Annotated in this window: 11 protein-coding genes; 5 read left to right on the forward strand and 6 right to left on the reverse strand. The window is 74.3% G+C overall.

Features of this window, described 5'->3' with window-relative positions; genetic code table 11:
• The gene (locus ACIRQY_RS26995) at positions 1 to 510 is read left to right on the forward strand and encodes an NUDIX domain-containing protein (RefSeq protein WP_403930201.1); all 510 of its coding nucleotides are present in this window, start codon (positions 1 to 3) and stop codon (positions 508 to 510) included.
• Positions 511 to 615: 105 nt separating this feature from the next.
• Here ACIRQY_RS26995 and ACIRQY_RS27000 read toward each other — a convergent pair whose 3' ends face one another.
• Complete coding sequence (locus ACIRQY_RS27000) at positions 616 to 3,012, reverse strand: glycoside hydrolase family 31 protein (protein ID WP_403930202.1); 2,397 nt, start codon at positions 3,010 to 3,012, stop codon at positions 616 to 618.
• Between the two features lie 214 nt (positions 3,013 to 3,226).
• On the opposite strand from ACIRQY_RS27000, the gene ACIRQY_RS27005 reads away from it, so the two are divergent.
• Positions 3,227 to 5,197 carry an acetoacetate--CoA ligase gene (locus tag ACIRQY_RS27005; protein ID WP_403930204.1) on the forward strand — a complete coding sequence of 657 codons (1,971 nt, stop codon included), beginning with the start codon at positions 3,227 to 3,229 and terminating at the stop codon, positions 5,195 to 5,197.
• Between the two features lie 43 nt (positions 5,198 to 5,240).
• Here the strand turns inward: ACIRQY_RS27005 and ACIRQY_RS27010 are convergent, their stop codons facing one another.
• Positions 5,241 to 6,338 (reverse strand): CU044_5270 family protein, encoded by a 1,098-nt coding sequence (locus ACIRQY_RS27010; protein WP_403930205.1) that lies wholly within the window; start codon positions 6,336 to 6,338, stop codon positions 5,241 to 5,243.
• Positions 6,335 to 7,096, reverse strand: coding sequence for an RNA polymerase sigma factor (locus ACIRQY_RS27015; protein ID WP_403930206.1), 762 nt, complete (start codon positions 7,094 to 7,096; stop codon positions 6,335 to 6,337). Before ACIRQY_RS27015 ends, ACIRQY_RS27010 begins: the two co-directional genes overlap by 4 nt.
• Positions 7,097 to 7,553: 457 nt before the next feature.
• Here ACIRQY_RS27015 and ACIRQY_RS27020 point away from each other — a divergent pair, with 457 nt between their 5' ends.
• Positions 7,554 to 9,161 carry a serine protease gene (locus ACIRQY_RS27020; RefSeq protein WP_403930208.1) on the forward strand — a complete coding sequence of 536 codons (1,608 nt, stop codon included), beginning with the start codon at positions 7,554 to 7,556 and terminating at the stop codon, positions 9,159 to 9,161.
• A 313-nt stretch (positions 9,162 to 9,474) separates the two neighbouring features.
• Here the strand turns inward: ACIRQY_RS27020 and ACIRQY_RS27025 are convergent, their stop codons facing one another.
• Entirely contained in the window at positions 9,475 to 10,794 is a 1,320-nt protein-coding gene (locus tag ACIRQY_RS27025) for an aminotransferase class I/II-fold pyridoxal phosphate-dependent enzyme (protein WP_403930210.1), read from the reverse strand.
• Positions 10,795 to 10,840: 46 nt separating this feature from the next.
• On the opposite strand from ACIRQY_RS27025, the gene ACIRQY_RS27030 reads away from it, so the two are divergent.
• Both ACIRQY_RS27030 and ACIRQY_RS27035 read left to right on the forward strand, forming a co-directional pair.
• Positions 10,841 to 12,124: an MFS transporter gene (locus tag ACIRQY_RS27030; protein WP_403930211.1), complete on the forward strand. Its 1,284-nt coding sequence runs from the start codon at positions 10,841 to 10,843 to the stop codon at positions 12,122 to 12,124.
• A 35-nt stretch (positions 12,125 to 12,159) separates the two neighbouring features.
• Positions 12,160 to 13,059: a hypothetical protein gene (locus ACIRQY_RS27035; protein ID WP_403930213.1), complete on the forward strand. Its 900-nt coding sequence runs from the start codon at positions 12,160 to 12,162 to the stop codon at positions 13,057 to 13,059.
• A gap of 72 nt (positions 13,060 to 13,131) precedes the next feature.
• Here the strand turns inward: ACIRQY_RS27035 and ptsP are convergent, their stop codons facing one another.
• On the reverse strand, positions 13,132 to 14,802 hold the full coding sequence (gene ptsP / locus ACIRQY_RS27040) for a phosphoenolpyruvate--protein phosphotransferase (RefSeq protein WP_403930215.1): 1,671 nt from the start codon (positions 14,800 to 14,802) through the stop codon (positions 13,132 to 13,134).
• 80 nt (positions 14,803 to 14,882) lie between these two features.
• Positions 14,883 to 15,332, reverse strand: a complete 450-nt coding sequence (locus ACIRQY_RS27045; protein ID WP_351795455.1) for a PTS glucose transporter subunit IIA — start codon at positions 15,330 to 15,332, stop codon at positions 14,883 to 14,885.
• Between the last annotated feature and the right edge of the window lie 557 nt (positions 15,333 to 15,889).

The following is a 15,889-nucleotide window of genomic DNA, read 5'->3' on the forward strand; positions in this document are numbered from 1 at the left end:
GTGAAGGACACCCGTGACACGCACTGTTCCTCCTGCGGCGCCGCCCACCGGGCCGCCGCGGGGTGGCCCCGCACCTGCCCGGTCTGCGGCGTCACCGCGTACCGCAACCCGCTGCCCGTCGCCGTCGCCCTCCTGCCGGTCACGGACGGCGGCGGTACGGGTCTCGTCGTCATCACCCGCACCATCGAGCCCGCGCGGGGCGGGGTGGCGCTGCCGGGCGGCTTCATCGACCACGGCGAGGACTGGCGGGCCGCCGTCGTCCGCGAACTGCGCGAGGAGACCGGCATCGAGGCCCCCGCCGAGGACGTCCGGCTCGCCGACGCGATGAGTTCCCCGGCCGGGCACCTCCTCCTCTTCGGCCTCCTCCCGCCCCGCCCGGCGAGCGCGCTCCCGCCCTCCGTCGCCACGGACGAGACGAGCGGCCACCACCTGATCCCCGCGCCCCAGGACCTGGCCTTCCCCCTCCACACGAGGGCGATGGCGAAGTGGTTCGCGGGGGAGTACGACTGACGGAACGGGCCCACGGCCCCGGCCACCCCGATACGGCTCCGCAGCCGCATGGGCCGCATGGGCCGCGAACCGGAGCGGCCCCTGCGGCATCACAGCCCGCCCCCGTCACACCCCCGCCCCCGTCCCTCCCTCCCCGAGTCCCCGGATCCGCACCGGAAGTTCCGGTTCCTCCGGCCCGTCGTCCGTCACCCGTTCCACGACCACCCGGCCGTCCACCAGGCGCGACTGGTACCGCTCGATCTCGCCCGGCTCCCACCCGTCCCCGGTGTCCCGTACGACGAGCCCGCCCCCCGTCCGTCCCGGCGCGGGCGCCCACACCTCCAGGGCCGGACCACCGTCGTCGCCGCGCACCGGGAGCACCGCCCCGGCCCGTGCCAGCACCGGCACCCGGGACAGCGGCGCGTCGAGCAGCACCTGCCCGGGACCCTCGTACGCCCGGCCCGTCGCCGTGTCGTACCAGCGCCCGCGCGGCAGCCTGACCGCCCGCCGGTCGGCGCCCCCGGTCAGGACGGGCGCCACGAGCAGCGCGTCACCGAGCAGGAACGCGTCCTCACAGTCCCGCAGCGCCCGGTCCTCCGGCGTCCCCCACCACACGGGCCGGACGTACGGGGCGCCCGTCATCCGGGCGAGCCGGGCGAGGGTCGTGAAGTACGGCCGCAGCCGCTCCCGTTCCGCCAGCGCCACGCGCGCGTGCTCCAGGACCTCCGGCCCGAACTCCCAGGGCTCGCGCCGCCCCGCGTCGATCGCCGCGTGGGTGCGGAACAGCGGCAGCCACGCCCCCAGCTGGTACCAGCGCAAGAACAGCTCGGGCGAGGGCGAGCCGTCGAACCCGCCCACGTCGGGCCCCGAGTACGGCACCCCGCAGAGCCCGAGCCCCAGCACCAGGGCGAGCGACGCCCGCAGCCCCGGCCAGCCCGTGGACACATCGCCCGACCAGGTGCCCCCGTACCGCTGCATCCCGGCCCAGCCCGAGCGGGAGAAGAGGAAGGGCCGTTCGCCGGGCCGCAGCCGCCGCAGCCCCTCGTAACCGGCGCGTGCCATCGTCAGCCCGTACACGTTGTGCGCCTCGCGGTGGTCGCCGCCCCGCCCGTCGAGCGCGTGGCGCGCCGAGCGGGGCAGCGTCGGATCGCCGAAGGGGACGAACGAGACGGGCTCGTTCATATCGTGCCAGACCCCGGCGAAGCCCTGCCGGAGCCGCTCCTCGTACAGCCCGCCCCACCACTCCCGTACCGCCGGATCGGTGAAGTCCGGATAGGCGCAGGTACCGGGCCACACCACCCCGTGCAGCTCCGCGCCCGCCGCGTCCCGGACGAACGCCCCGGCCGCCCGCCCGGAGTCGTACACCGCGTCCCCCGGCTCCGCCCGCACCGCCGGGTCCACGATCGACACCAGCCGCACCCCCTGCTCCCGCAGCTCCGCCGCGAGCCCCGGCAGGTCGGGGAAACGGTCCCGGCCGACCGTGAACACCCGGTGCCCGTCGTAGTGGTCGATGTCCAGGTGCACGGCGGACAGGGCGAGGCCCCGCTCCCGGTACCCCGCCACCACCCGCCGGACCTCCTGGGCGCTCCCGAAGCCCCAGCGGGCGTGCTGCGGCCCCAGCGCCCAGGCGGGCGGCAGCGCGGGCGCGCCGGTGAGCGCCGCCCAGTGGTGGAGCACGCGCGCGGGGGTGCCGACGACCACCCAGCAGCGCAGCGGCCCGCCGTCCATCCGGACCTCGCTGGTCGCGGGCCGGTCGTGCCCCGAACCCGCCCCCTCCTCACCCCCGGCGAGGGTGACCCGGCCGTCCCAGGTGTTGTCGTGGAAGGCGAGGTGCGTCCCGGCGTCCGACACGACGAACTGCACCGGCATGGTGATGTACAGAGGGTCGTCCCCCGGGCCGAAACCGACCTGGGGGTCGGTGTTCCACAGCCGGTACGAGCCGTCCCGCAGACGCGGCCCCGACGCCCGGCCGCCGAGCCCGAAGAACCGGGCGTCGGCGGGCAGCTCGCTGCGCTGCGTCCAGCGCGCGGAACCCCCCGAGGCCGGGCCGCCCGCCCCGTCCACCGGTTCCCACCAGCGGGGCGGCAGATCCCTGCGCAGCATCACCCCGCCCGGCGTCCGCACCTCCACCGCCCCGTGCCGGGAGACCGCCACCGTCACCCGCTCCGAGACGATCCGCCAGCCGCCGCCGGTGTCCGGTTCGAGCAGGGCCCGGGGGTCCGGATCGGGGGCCTCGCCCGCCAGCGCGTACGAGGGGAGCGGACCGGCCCCGTCCCAGGCCCAGAACACGGTGCCGACCGCTGAGACGGAGACCTTCAGGACGGACCGCGCGAACCGGATGGTCCCCCCGCCGGGCGCGGCCTCCGCCACGACCGCGAGCCCCGGAACCCGGGCCCTCTCCGGACCCCTCGGCGGCAGCGCCCGCGCGTCCGTACGCCGCTGCCGCCACGCCACCGCCACCGTCCGCCATCCCCGCGCCGAGCCGAACGCCTTGATCGAACGCACCAGTTCACGACCGTCCATACGGCTCACCCTGCCACCCACCAGGGACGGAACCGCCTCCGTTCAGCTTCCGTTCACCCGTGCTGGGAGCACATATTCAACTCCCCGACCATGGGCGGGCAGCCCTGGTGCGAAAGACGATCACATGGCATCGTCCTGTCAGCCGCGTCACGCGCACACCCCAGCACGTGCGCGGGACACACGCCGACCCGCGTACAGCCAGGGAGCAGCCCCCATGACATCAGCGCAGACCGAGCCGCTCTGGCAGCCCGACGAGGAGCAGATCGCCTCGGCCGCCGTCACCCGCTTCCAGGCCTGGGCGGCCGAGCACCACGGCGCTCCCGCCGAGGGCGGGTACCCGGCGCTCCACCGCTGGTCGGTCGACGAGCTGGAGACCTTCTGGCAGGCGGTCGTCGAATGGTTCGACATCCGCTTCACCACCCCCTACGAGCGGGTCCTCGGCGACCGCTCCATGCCCGGCGCCGACTGGTTCCCCGGGGCCACCCTCAACTACGCCGAGCACGCCCTGCGCGCCGCCGACGAGCGCCCCCACGACACGGCCCTGCTCACCGTGGACGAGACACATGAGCCGGCCCCCGTGACCTGGGCCGAGCTGCGCCGCCAGGTCGGCTCCCTCGCCGCCGGACTCCGCGAGCTCGGCGTACGGCCGGGCGACCGCGTCAGCGGCTATCTGCCCAATGTGCCGCAGGCGGTCGTCGCCCTGCTCGCCACCGCCGCCGTCGGCGGCGTGTGGACCTCCTGCGCCCCCGACTTCGGCGCCCGCAGCGTCCTCGACCGATTCCAGCAGGTCGAGCCGGTCGTCCTGTTCACCGTCGACGGCTACCGCTACGGGGGCAAGGAACACGACCGCCGCGACACCGTCGCCGAACTCCGCGCCGAGCTGCCCACCCTGCGCGCGGTCGTCCACATCCCGCTCCTCGGCACCCCGGCCCCCGAGGGCGCCCTCGACTGGGCCGGTCTCGTCGCCGCCGACGTCGAGCCGGTCTACGAACAGGTCCCGTTCTCGCACCCGCTGTGGGTCCTGTACTCCTCCGGCACGACCGGTCTGCCGAAGGCGATCGTCCAGTCCCAGGGCGGCATCCTCGTCGAGCACGTCAAGCAGCTGGGGCTGCACTGCGACCTCGGCCCCGAGGACGTGTTCTTCTGGTACACCTCCACCGGCTGGATGATGTGGAACTTCCTCGTCTCCGGCCTCCTCACCGGTACGACCGTCGTCCTGTACGACGGAAGTCCCGGCCACCCGGACATCGCCGCCCAGTGGCGCGTCGCCGAACGCACCCGCGCCACCCTGTACGGCACGTCCGCCGCGTACGTCATGGCCTGCGCCAAGGCGGACGCGCACCCGGGCCGGGACTTCGACCTCTCGTCCGTGAAGTGCGTCGCCACCACCGGCTCCCCGCTGCCGCCCGACGGTTTCCGCTGGCTGCACGACGAGGTCCGCGAGAACCTCTGGATCGCCTCCGTCAGCGGCGGCACCGACGTCTGCTCCTGCTTCGCGGGCGCCGTACCGACCCTCCCGGTCCACATCGGCGAACTCCAGGCGGCGGGCCTCGGCACCGACCTCCAGTCCTGGGACCCCTCGGGCCAGCCGGTGATCGACGAGGTCGGCGAACTGGTCGTCACCAACCCGATGCCCTCGATGCCGATCCGCTTCTGGAACGACCCCGACGGCAGCCGCTACCGCGACAGCTACTTCGAGATGTTCCCGGGCGTCTGGCGCCACGGCGACTGGATCACGATCACCGACCGGGGCTCGGTCGTCATCCACGGCCGCTCCGACTCCACCCTGAACCGGCAGGGTGTACGCATGGGGAGCGCCGATATCTATGAGGCCGTCGAACGGCTCCCGGAGATCCGCGAGTCCCTCGTGATCGGCCTGGAGGAGCCGGACGGCGGCTACTGGATGCCGCTCTTCGTCCACCTGGCGGAGGGCGCCACCCTGGACGACGAACTGATCGCCCGCATCAAGGGCACGATCCGCACGGAGCTGTCCCCGAGGCACGTCCCCGACGAGATCATCGAGGTGCCGGGCGTCCCGCACACCCTCACCGGCAAGCGGATCGAGGTTCCGGTCAAGCGGCTGCTCCAGGGCACGCCGCTGGCCGAGGCCGTCAACGCGGGTTCCGTCGACGACCTCGGCCTGCTGCGCTTCTACGAGGCACTGGCGGACGCCCGCAGAGGCTGACGTCCGCCCCCGGGGGCCTCGGTGCTCCCGGGGAACCCGTGGGTCACGCCCGCGCGGCCCCCGGCAGTTCGCCGGGGGCGGTGGCCGCCGCCTTGGTGAGCACCGCCGACACACCCAGGACGGTGCCCGCGGGCCCGGCCGACGTGGCCTCGGTCAGGACGGTGCGTTCCCCGAGGAACGCCGACGTCGCCCGGTCGAAGATCCACTGGGTCTGGGCGCCGCTGTCGGAGGTACGCGCCACGGCGACCCCCTCCCGGCCCGCCGCGTCCTTCGCGGAGGGCAGCACGGTCACTCCGGGGATGCGCGCGGCGGCCTCGTACAGCGCGGCGGTGACCTTCGGCGGCGCCCAGGTCTCGGCGAGCAGCGTCCCGATCGCGGTGAACGCGCGCTGGTCCGTGTCGCCCCCGGCCCGGCCGGTCTCGGTACGGATCAGGCGCAGCAGCGCGTCCGGGTCCGTCGGAAGCGTCGCCACGTACGCGTGGGTGGGGTGCGTGACGGACGGCGGCGCCACGTCGATGGTGGTCTTCCGGGGGGTGGCACCCCGGTGGTCCAGCTCGTACACGGGCGCCCGCGCGCCGAGTTCCACATCGGCGGCGCCGGGTTCGCGCAGCAGCCCGGCGCGGCTGCCGTCGGCCGACAGCCACACCTCGCGCCGGTGGACGGCCGGGAGGGTGGTGGCCCCGCCGGACGCGGCCCGGCCCGCGTGGGCGACCAGGCTCCGGACGTAGACGTACCCGTCGGCCCGGACGTCCGGCGCGGGAGCCGCGGCGGCGGCGAGCGCGGCCCGGGCCAGCACCTGGCCCGCGCCGCCCGGGGCCCGCTGTCCCACCTGGGGACGGTCGGGACCCCCGGCGGGCGTTTCCTGGAGCGCGAACACGGCGACACCGGCCACCACCGCGCAGGCGGCGACCGGCGCGGCGATCCGGGCGAGGCGGAACCCGGAGCGCCGCGCGGGGGACGGGCGGCGCCCCGGACCGTCCCCGGCGAGGGCGGTCCGCAGCACGGTGTGCCGCAGACCGGGTTCGGGCTCGGGCGCGGGCGGCGGGGGCAGCAGCTCGGTGAGTTCGGCGCGCAGCAGCTCGTCGGCCGCCACGCGCGCGTGGCCCTGGGCGTGCGGCGTGCGGGGGGCGAAGGCGTTCATGCCTGGTTCTCCGGGATCGGTCGGGGCACGAGGGCGGCGGGACGGGCGACGGAACGGGCGGACGTACTTCCGGGGCCGTCCCCGGCCCCCGTACGCGCGGGCGTGGAGGCGGGCGGCCGGGCCGAGGAGGAAACGGGCGGGGAGACGGTCCCGCCGGGGGAGCGGACGGCGGTCACCCCCCGGGACCGGACGGCGGCTCCGGCCGCCCGGTCCTTCCTGCGCACCGCGCGCAACTCCGCCTCGGCGAGCTTCCGGAGCCGTTCACGGGCCCTGGACAGCCGTGACCGCACGGTCCCGACCGGCACCCCCAGGGCCTCGCCCGCGGCGGCGTAGTCGAGCCCGGCCCACACCACGAGGGTGAAGACCTCCCGCTCGCGCCGCCGCAGCTTCCCGAGCGCGGCACGAGCGGCCCGCACCTGCTCCCCGTCGGTCATCCGGGCGAGGACGTCGTCGGCGAAGTCCGGCAGGACGCCGCGCTCGGGCAGCCGGGCCAGGGCCGCGTCGCGCCGCCGGGCCTCCCGCGCGGCACCCCGCATGACATTGGTCGCGATGCCCAGCAGCCAGGGGCGCAGGCTGCCGCCGTCGGCGTGCACCTTCCCCCGGCAGCGCCAGGCCTCCAGGAAGGTGGCGGACACGACGTCCTCCGCGGCCGCGCGGTCCCCGCAGACCCGGTGGGCGTAGTGGTACAGCACGCGTGCGTGCTCGTCGTACGCCTCCCCGAGCGCCGAGGGGTCCCCGGCGCGGAAACGATCTCTCATAGGTGATTCCACATCTGGCACTGGGCCCTGGTTCGTCAGGGTTCCCGTGACCTGGACCACACCTGCCCGCGCTCCGTGAGGGACGGCGACCCCCGCGCCCGGGCGACCCCCGCGTCCGGGCGACCCCCGCGTCCGGGCGACCCCCGCGTCCGGGCGATCCCCCGGCCTGGCGAGTCCTTGTTCCGGCGGGTCCGGTGCCAGTGGCTCCGATGCCGGAGAACCCCGGGTCCCGGAAAGCTCCGGCCCCGGCGAGTTCACGCCCCGGCGAGCTCCCGCCCCGCCAGATCTCCGCCGGGAAAACCTCCGGACCGCCGCGCCCGTCCGGAAGCACTCCCCTCAGCCGGAAGCGCCCGTCCGGAAGCGCTCCCCCTTCCGGCCGAAAGCGGGAGCACCACCCTCCCGGACCGATGTGGCGCAGGTCACGGGAACGCGGCGGGCGGTCCGAGCAGTGCTGATCATGAACGATTCCTCGACACCCCTCCGTACCTCCACGGCCACCGGACGCGGCACCACCCGCCGCGCCGCCCTGCGCGCCCTGGCCGTGGCCACGGTCCTCGCGGGCACCTCGCTCTCGGTGCCGCTGCCGGGCGCCGTCGCCGCGGATCCGGCCGAGACGTACGCCCTCACCATCCGCCACCTCGACCGGCAGGGAGCCGCCACCGGTGACTACCTGACCCACGTCACCGGGATCTCCGGCCCCGGCGCGGCCGAGGCGGTCGCGCCCCACGACGCCTCCGGGACCGTCACCGTCCGCCTGCCCAAGGGCCGCTACCTGCTCGACTCCACCCTGGAGAAGGGCTCCGAGGTCGACTGGATCGTCCAGCCCCGTCTCGACCTGACCGGCGACACGACCGTCACCGTCGACGCCCGCACCACCGCCCCGGTGGACGTCCGCCCGCCGGAGCCGACCGCCCGCTACCGCAGCGGCATCGGCTACGTCCAGGTCACCCACGAGGGCACCACCCGCTCCGCCAACATCGTCATGGCGAGCGACAACCTGCGGGTGGCGCACCTCGGCCCCGCCGCCGAACCCGGCTCCGTCAAGGAGTGGTTCGACAACTACTGGGCGGGCGCCACCCAGGACTACGCGCTCGGCTACACCTTCACGTCCACGCACGCCCAGACCGGCGTCGTCCGGCGCCCGACGACCGCCTCGCTGGCCACCCTCAAGATCCGGGGCGCCGCCACCGAGGGCGCGACCGGCACCGCCTTCGTCTCCGTCCAGCCCGCCGAGGGCACCACGATCGGCTTCGGCCGGGCGCTCCAGCCGCGCGACACCGCCACCGTCCTCGTGACGCCGGAACGGGGTACGTGGGACGTCGACTACACGGGCCCCGGCACTCCGGAGACCCGCCCCAACCAGTACATGGCCCAGGGCGTCCCGGTTCGCGCGGGCGCCACCGTGACCAAGACCTTCGACAACGCCGTCTTCGGCCCCGCGATCGACGGAGCGCCCGGCGCCCGCCCGGCGGGCGTCCGCGACGGTGAATCCCTCGCGCTCGACATCCCGCTGCTCGCCGACGGCGACGGGCACACACCGTCCGCCCCGCGCTTCCTGGCCGCCACGACCACCCTCCAGCGCGACGGCGTCCTGATCGGCACCCGGCACGGCGCCCCCGGCCGCGCCACGTTCACCACCACCCCGGGCCGCGCCTCGTACCGGCTGACCGCCTCCGCGACACGCGGCGACGGCACGGCCTCACGCGGGCGCGTGACGGCCGCCTGGACCTTCTCCTCGGCCGCCACGGCGACCCCGGCGGCGCTGCCGCTGAGCGCCGTCCGCTTCACCCCGGCACTCGGCCTCGACGGCACCGCCCCGGCGGGCGCCCCCGTCACCGTCCCGCTCACCGTCCAGGGCGCCGCCGCGACGACCGGCGTACGGTCCCTCACCGCGGCGCTGTCCACGGACGGCGGTGCCACCTGGTCCCGGCTCCCCGTCGTCGACGGCGCGGTGTCCTACCGCAACCCGGCCCCGGGCCGCTCCGTCTCGCTCCGCGCCGAACTGACCGACAGCCGGGGCAACACCCTGCACCAGACCCTGACCGAGGCATACCGCACCCGCTGACCGGCCGTCCACCGCGAGCGCTCCGGGGAATCCCGCCCTTCCCCGGAGCACCGCTCGCGACCGTCGGGCATGACGCGAAGCGCCCGGCCCCGCCACCACACCCGACCGCTCCGCGCCGTGGAACCACTCGGCACGGCCCACCGCCCGGCACGGCCCACCAGCCGTGCCGGGCACACACACCCCGACCCGACCCAACCGGTCCGACCACCACCCACCCGCCTCGACCTGCCCCGATCACTGCCCGCCCGCCCCGGTCCGGCAACCCCGGAGCAAGTCCCGAAGCCCTGCCCCCGCACCCGTCCCGCCCCCGCACTCACCCGCCGTACGTGGCCTGGGCGTCCCCGAGCACCTCGGCGAAGTCGGCGGCGAGCCGCGGTGCCTCGCCCACGTCGAGCGTCGCCGTCGTGATCCGTACGGCGGGCGGGGCCGCGATCCGGAACCGGGCCCCCGCGGCGACCCACCAGCCCTGCGTCCGCAGCCCGTTGACCACCGCCGACTCGTCGCGCACCGGCACCCACACATTGAGCCCGCTCGCCCCCACGGCCCGCACGCCGTGCCCCCGGAGCGCGCCGATCAGCGCCGCGCGCCGTTCCGCGTACGCCTCCTCGCCCGCCGCCACGAGCGCGCGTACCGACGTGTCGCCGAACAGGCCGGCCACCGTCTCCTGGAGCACATGGCTGACCCAGCCCGAGGTCATCAGCATCCGCCCGTCGTGCCGCGCGAGCGTCACCGGATCACACGCGACCCCGGCCCACCGCAGGTCGATCCCGAGGTGCTTCGACACGGTCCGCACCTGCGCCCACCGGTCGAGCCCGGCCGCCGCGAGGGTGTGCGCCGCCGCCCCGCCGACCTCCGCGTTGTGATCGTCCTCGACGACGAGGACCTCGGGGAACTCCCGGAGCACCGCCACCAGCCCGTCCCGCCGCGACCGGGTGAAGAACGCCCCGGTGGGGCACTGCCCCCGGGGACTGCACACCACCGCGCGCACCCCGCCGCGCAGCGCCGCCCGCAGCGACTCCGGCACGATCCCCTCGCCGTCGACCGCCACCGGGACCATCCGCAGACCCAGCGCGGGCACCAGATCGAGCAGATGGTGGAAACCGGGGTCCTCCACGGCCACCGCGTCACCGGGCCGCAGCTCCGTCGACAGGAGGCGCGCGATGCAGTCGAGCGCCCCGTGCGCGAACGTGACGTGCCGCGCGGGGACCCCGTCCCGCTCGAACCACTCCCGGGTCGCCCCTTCCAGGGCCGGGAGCCGGGGCGCGGCGCGATGGGACCCGTAGACCGGGCTGACCGTCGTCGGCGGTCGCAGTACGGGGAGGAAGGCCGGGTCCGGATGCCCGCCGGCCAGGTCCACCAGGCCGCGCGGGACGCGCGGGGGACGCCGGGAGGCCACCGACGGCACATCGGCCACGACGGTCCCGCCCCGGCCCCGGGTGAGGACAAGACCCCGTTGCCGCAGCTCCTTGTAGGCCGTCGCGACCGTCCCGGGACTCACTCCCAGATCGTCCGCGAGCCGCCGCACCGGAGGCAGGGCGTCGCCGGGTGAGAGCCCGCCCTCGGCCACACCGCGTTCCACGGACGCGGCGATCCCCTTGGCTGTCGTACCTGCGATCGCATATTGTGCTGCCACGTAATCAATTATGTACCGATACAAAGAAGTTCGCAAGGGGGACCCATTGAGCCGTACCACCCGCTTCAGCGGACCAGCACTCAAGGACCGCGTCCCCGGCGGCCCCGACGGGCGCCGGATGCTCCTCGTCAACTTCATCGACAAGTGCGGCACCGGACTCTGGTCCACGGCCATGGCCCTCTACTTCACCTACGTCACCGGCCTCGGCCTCGGACAGGTCGGCCTCCTCGTCGCCGTCTCCGGCGCGGCGGGCATCGCGGGCGCCCCGCTCGGCGGCGTCCTCGCCGACCGCTTCCCCCTCATCCGCGTCCTGATCTGCACCCAACTGCTGCGCTCGGCGGCCCTCCTCGCCCTCCTCACCACCGACGACTACGCGCTGCTGGTCCTCATCTCCGCCGCGGGAGCCCTGCCCGACCGCGCCACCAACGTCCTCACCAAGCTCTACGCCGCCCGGGTCGCGGGCCCCGACCGCATCCGCTACCAGGCCGTCAACCGCACCACCTCCAACATCGGCTGGACCCTCGGCGGACTCGGCGCCGCCGGGGCCCTCGCCGTCGGCACCACCACCGCGTTCCACCTGCTGCTCATCGGGGACGCGCTCTCCTACCTCGTGATGGCGGCCCTCACCCTCCGCTGCGCCGAACCCCCGGCCCCCGCCTCCCGGATCGCCGCCTCCTCCACCGACCCCGCCCCCACCACCAAGCCCTCCAGCCCCTGGCGCGACCGGGGCTTCCTCGCCTTCACAGCGGGTGACGCGGTCCTCTTCCTCCACGACTCGATCCTCCAGGTCGCCCTGCCCCTCTGGATCGTCCACGCCACCGACGCCCCCGTCGGCCTCGCGCCCCTCCTGATGGTCGCCAACAGCGCCCTCGTCGTCCTCTTCCAGGTCCCGCTCGCCCGCTTCGCCCCCACCACCGAAGCCGCCCGCCGCCTGTTCCGTCCCGTCGCGGCCCTCTTCGCCGTCAGCACCCTCGCCGTCGCCGCCTCCGCCCTCGGCGGCCAGACCCTCGCCGTCACGGCCCTGGTCACCGGGACCGTCGCCCTGACCTTCGCCGAGATGCTCCACACCATCGCCTCCTGGGAGATCTCCGTCGCCCTGGCCCCCGACGACGCCCAGGGCGCCTACCTCGGGGTCCACGGCCTCGCCCAGTCCACCCAGCGCTGCGCCGGACCCCTGCTCATGACCGGCCTCGTCGCCGCCGGCCCCCTCGCCTGGCCCGTCCTCGGCGCCGCCCTGGTCGCCACCGCCGCCGCCCAGAGCGGACTCGTCCGCCGACGCCTCCTCAGAACGTCACTGTCAGTGCCGAAGGTTACGGTGAGTGAGCACTGATCGGACCGTACGAGCAGTACGAGCAGGGGGAGAACATGACACGGACCGGCACCACCCCGGCAGGCCTCCGCCGCGCCCTGCGCCGCGAAGTCCCCAGCACCGTCGGCCTCCTCGCCGACGAGCACGACTTCACGGCGATGCGCCGGTACAGGACCTTCGCCTTCGACGACCACACCACCTACCTCCGGCAGGTCGAGGCCCTCCTCAAGACCCTCGCCACCCAGGGCGGCCCCACCACCGTCACCCTCTTCGACCCCGAGGAGTACGCGGCCTGGTGCGCCGAGACCGCCCTCGACCCCGACCACCCCACCACCCGGGGCCGCTTCACCGCCCACCTCGCCACCACCGGAGCCCGCGTCACCTACACGGGCCAAGCCCTCAGCACCCTCCTGCCCGAGCTCGTCGACACCGCCGTACGCCACGCCACCTGGGAGTACGCCACCACCGTCCTCGCCACCACGGGCGACTGCGCCACCTGTGGCACGGACATCGGCAAGGCCGCCTTCGACCGGGCCGCCGAGCTCCTCACCCGGCTCCTCGCCGCCGTGGGACCCGGCACCCACCACCTCGTCTGCAGCGTTCCCGCCGCGGCCGACCAGCTCGTCGCCGCCCTCAGGGCCGACGGCGCCACCGCGCCCGCCTCGGTCGCGGACGAACCCGCCGCCGAGTTCACCGCCGTACTCGCCGCGGGCATCGCCCTCGGAACCCGAGGCGGCCTCGTCCTGCGCACCACCGCCCCCGGGGCCCCCGACCGGCTCCACGGCTGGCGCCTCACCGGTGGCACCCCCACTCCCCTCACCGAGGCCGAGGTCTTCGCCGCCTACTGCACCGACAACCGCACCGGAGAACCCCTCCCGCCGGAACCGGGCGTCGAGCACCGCGCGGGCTTCCCCCTCACCACCGGCCCCGACGACGCGTGGACCGCCCACCACTGACCCCGCACACGACGAAGGGGCTCCCCGTCACCACCGTGACGGAAAGCCCCTTCGTCCGGGCACTCCCGGGAATCACTCCCCGGACAGCACCGCCTGCGCGGCCACCCGCGCCTCGTGCGCCGTGTCGGCGGCCCGAGCCGCCGCGGCGGCACGCTCGCACTGCGCCAGCGTGTACTTCGCCAGCGTCGCCCGCACGTACGGGATCGACGCCGCGCCCATGGACAGGGAGGTGACGCCCAGACCCGTCAGCACGCAGGCGAGCAGCGGGTCGGCCGCAGCCTCGCCACAGACACCACAGCTCTTGCCCTCGGCCTTGGCCGCCTCGGCGGACAGCGCCACCAGGTCGAGCAGCGCGGGCTGCCACGGGTCCTGGAGCCGGGACACCGCACCGACCTGACGGTCGGCCGCGAAGGCGTACTGCGCCAGGTCATTGGTGCCCAGCGACAGGAACTCGACCTCCTGGAGGATCGAGCGCGCCCGCAGCGCGGCCGAGGGAATCTCGACCATCGCCCCGAACTTCGCCCGCAGCCCCGCCTCACGGCACGCGTCGGCGAACGCCTTCGCGTCCGTACGGTCGGCCACCATCGGCGCCATGACCTCGAGGTAGACGGGCAGCCCCTCGGACGCCTTCGCCAGCGCCGTCAGCTGCGTCCGCAGCACCTCCGGGTGCTCCAGGAGCGACCGCAGGCCCCGCACGCCGAGAGCCGGGTTCGGCTCGTCGGCGGGCGTCAGGAAGTCCAGCGGCTTGTCCGCACCGGCGTCCAGCACCCGTACGACCACACGGCCCTCGGGGAACGCCTCCAGCACCTTGCGGTAGGCCTCGACCTGCGCCTCCTCGGACGGCGCCTTCTTGCTGTCGTCGAGGAAGAGGAACTCCGTACGGAACAGGCCGACGCCCTCCGCACCCGCCTCGACCGCCGCCGGAACGTCCGAAGGACCACCGATGTTGGCGAGCAGCGGCACCTTGTGCCCGTCCGAGGTGGCACCGGGACCGCTGGACGTGGCCAGCGCGGCCTTCCGCGCCGCGGCGGCCCGGGTCAGCTCGGCCTTCTTCTCCGCGCTCGGGTCCACGAAGAGCTCACCGGTCGAACCGTCGACCGCGATCATCGTCCCCTCGGCGAGCTCGCCCGCACCCGGCAGCGCCACGATCGCGGGCACGCCGAGGGCACGCGCCAGAATGGCGCTGTGGCTGGTCGGCCCGCCCTCCTCGGTCACGAAGCCCAGGACCAGCGCCGGGTCGAGCAGCGCCGTGTCGGCGGGGGCCAGGTCCCGCGCGATCAGCACGTACGGCTCGTCGCTGTCCGGCACACCCGGCATCGGCACGCCCAGCAGGCGCGCCACGATCCGGTTCCGCACGTCGTCCAGGTCCGCGACCCGGCCGGCCATGTACTCGCCGGCCCCGGCGAGGAGCTCGCGGTAGTGCGAGAACGCGTCGTAGATCGCGCGCTCGGCCGTGCTGCCCACGGCGATACGGCGGTCGACGTCGGCGATGAGCTCGGGGTCCTGGGCGATCATCGCCTGGGCCTCGAGCACGTGCTGCGCCTCACCGCCGGCCAGATTGCCCCGCGCAATCAGGTCGGCAGCGACAGCTTCGACGGCCTGACGGGCGCGCCCCTGTTCGCGCTCCGCCTCGTCCGCCGGAATCTGCTTGGCCGGAGGTTCGAGAACCGCCGTGCCCATGTGCCGGACCTCGCCGATCGCCACACCGTGGCTGACGCCGACGCCTCGCAGCGTTGTCTCCATCTCACCTGTCTCCGATAGAGCGGCGGCACCGGCCGCCGCGATGAATGTCGAACTCGCGGTCGTCTCGGGGACGATCCGGCTCAGCTCCAGCCGAAGAGCTCGTCGCCGGCCTTGACGTCGCGGTCCTCCGCGACGTCGGAGAGCGAGTCCGCAGTGGCCTCCAGGGCCACGATGGGACAGATGGGGGACTTGCCGGCGGCCTCGACGTCGGCAGGGTTCCAGCGCACGACGGCCTGTCCGCGCGTCACGGTGTCACCCTTGTTCACGAGCAGCTCGAAGCCCTGCCCGTTGAGCTGAACGGTGTCGATGCCGAGGTGTGTCAGCACACCGTGGCCCTCGCCGTCGACGACGACGAAGGCGTGCGGGTGCATGGAGACGACGACCCCGTCGATGGGGGACACCGCCTCGGAGAGCTCGCGTACGGGATCGATGGCGGTACCGGGACCGACCATCGCACCGGAGAAGACCGGGTCGGGAACTGCGGCGAGACCGATGGCGCGTCCAGCAAGCGGCGACGTCACGGTTGTCATGGGAAGCCTCCCAGGGGCGGAGATTGTGTGGCGCCGTCACTACCTGTCCTGGACGGCGTACTGTTCAGAAGCGTAAGTCATAAGAAGTCCCAGTTCCGCACGAGACGTACCAGTTGGGCGGAGCTAGGGACCACCGGAAACGATTTGCCTCTACTGACGGCGGGATGTACTGTCGTACTCCTGCCTGACCCCAACGCGGCTTCGAGTCGTGGGTCGGCAGCACCTACCAAGCCAGATCCTAACCCCCAGTGGTCTACACCTCTGCGTGCTCGCAGGGGAAGTGGTCGGGGAGGCCGAGAAAGCCTGGTAATGTTCAACCCCGCCGGGAACGGAAAGCGCGAAAGCGAATTCCAGCCCCAGCAGCCCGCTCCAGCGGGTGGCAGAAACGGAAAATCGGATCTGCTAGGCTGGAAACACGAAATACCGAAGGAAGCGCCCGGAGGGCCTGGAAACAGGAACGATGGAAGCGTCCGCACCTTGAGAACTCAACAGCGTGCCAAAAATCAACGCCAGATTAGTTGATACCCCGTCCATCTTCGGATGGTCGAGGTTCCTTT

It is taken from the genome of Streptomyces sp. NPDC101490, from assembly GCF_044767145.1.
Classification (GTDB): domain Bacteria; phylum Actinomycetota; class Actinomycetes; order Streptomycetales; family Streptomycetaceae; genus Streptomyces.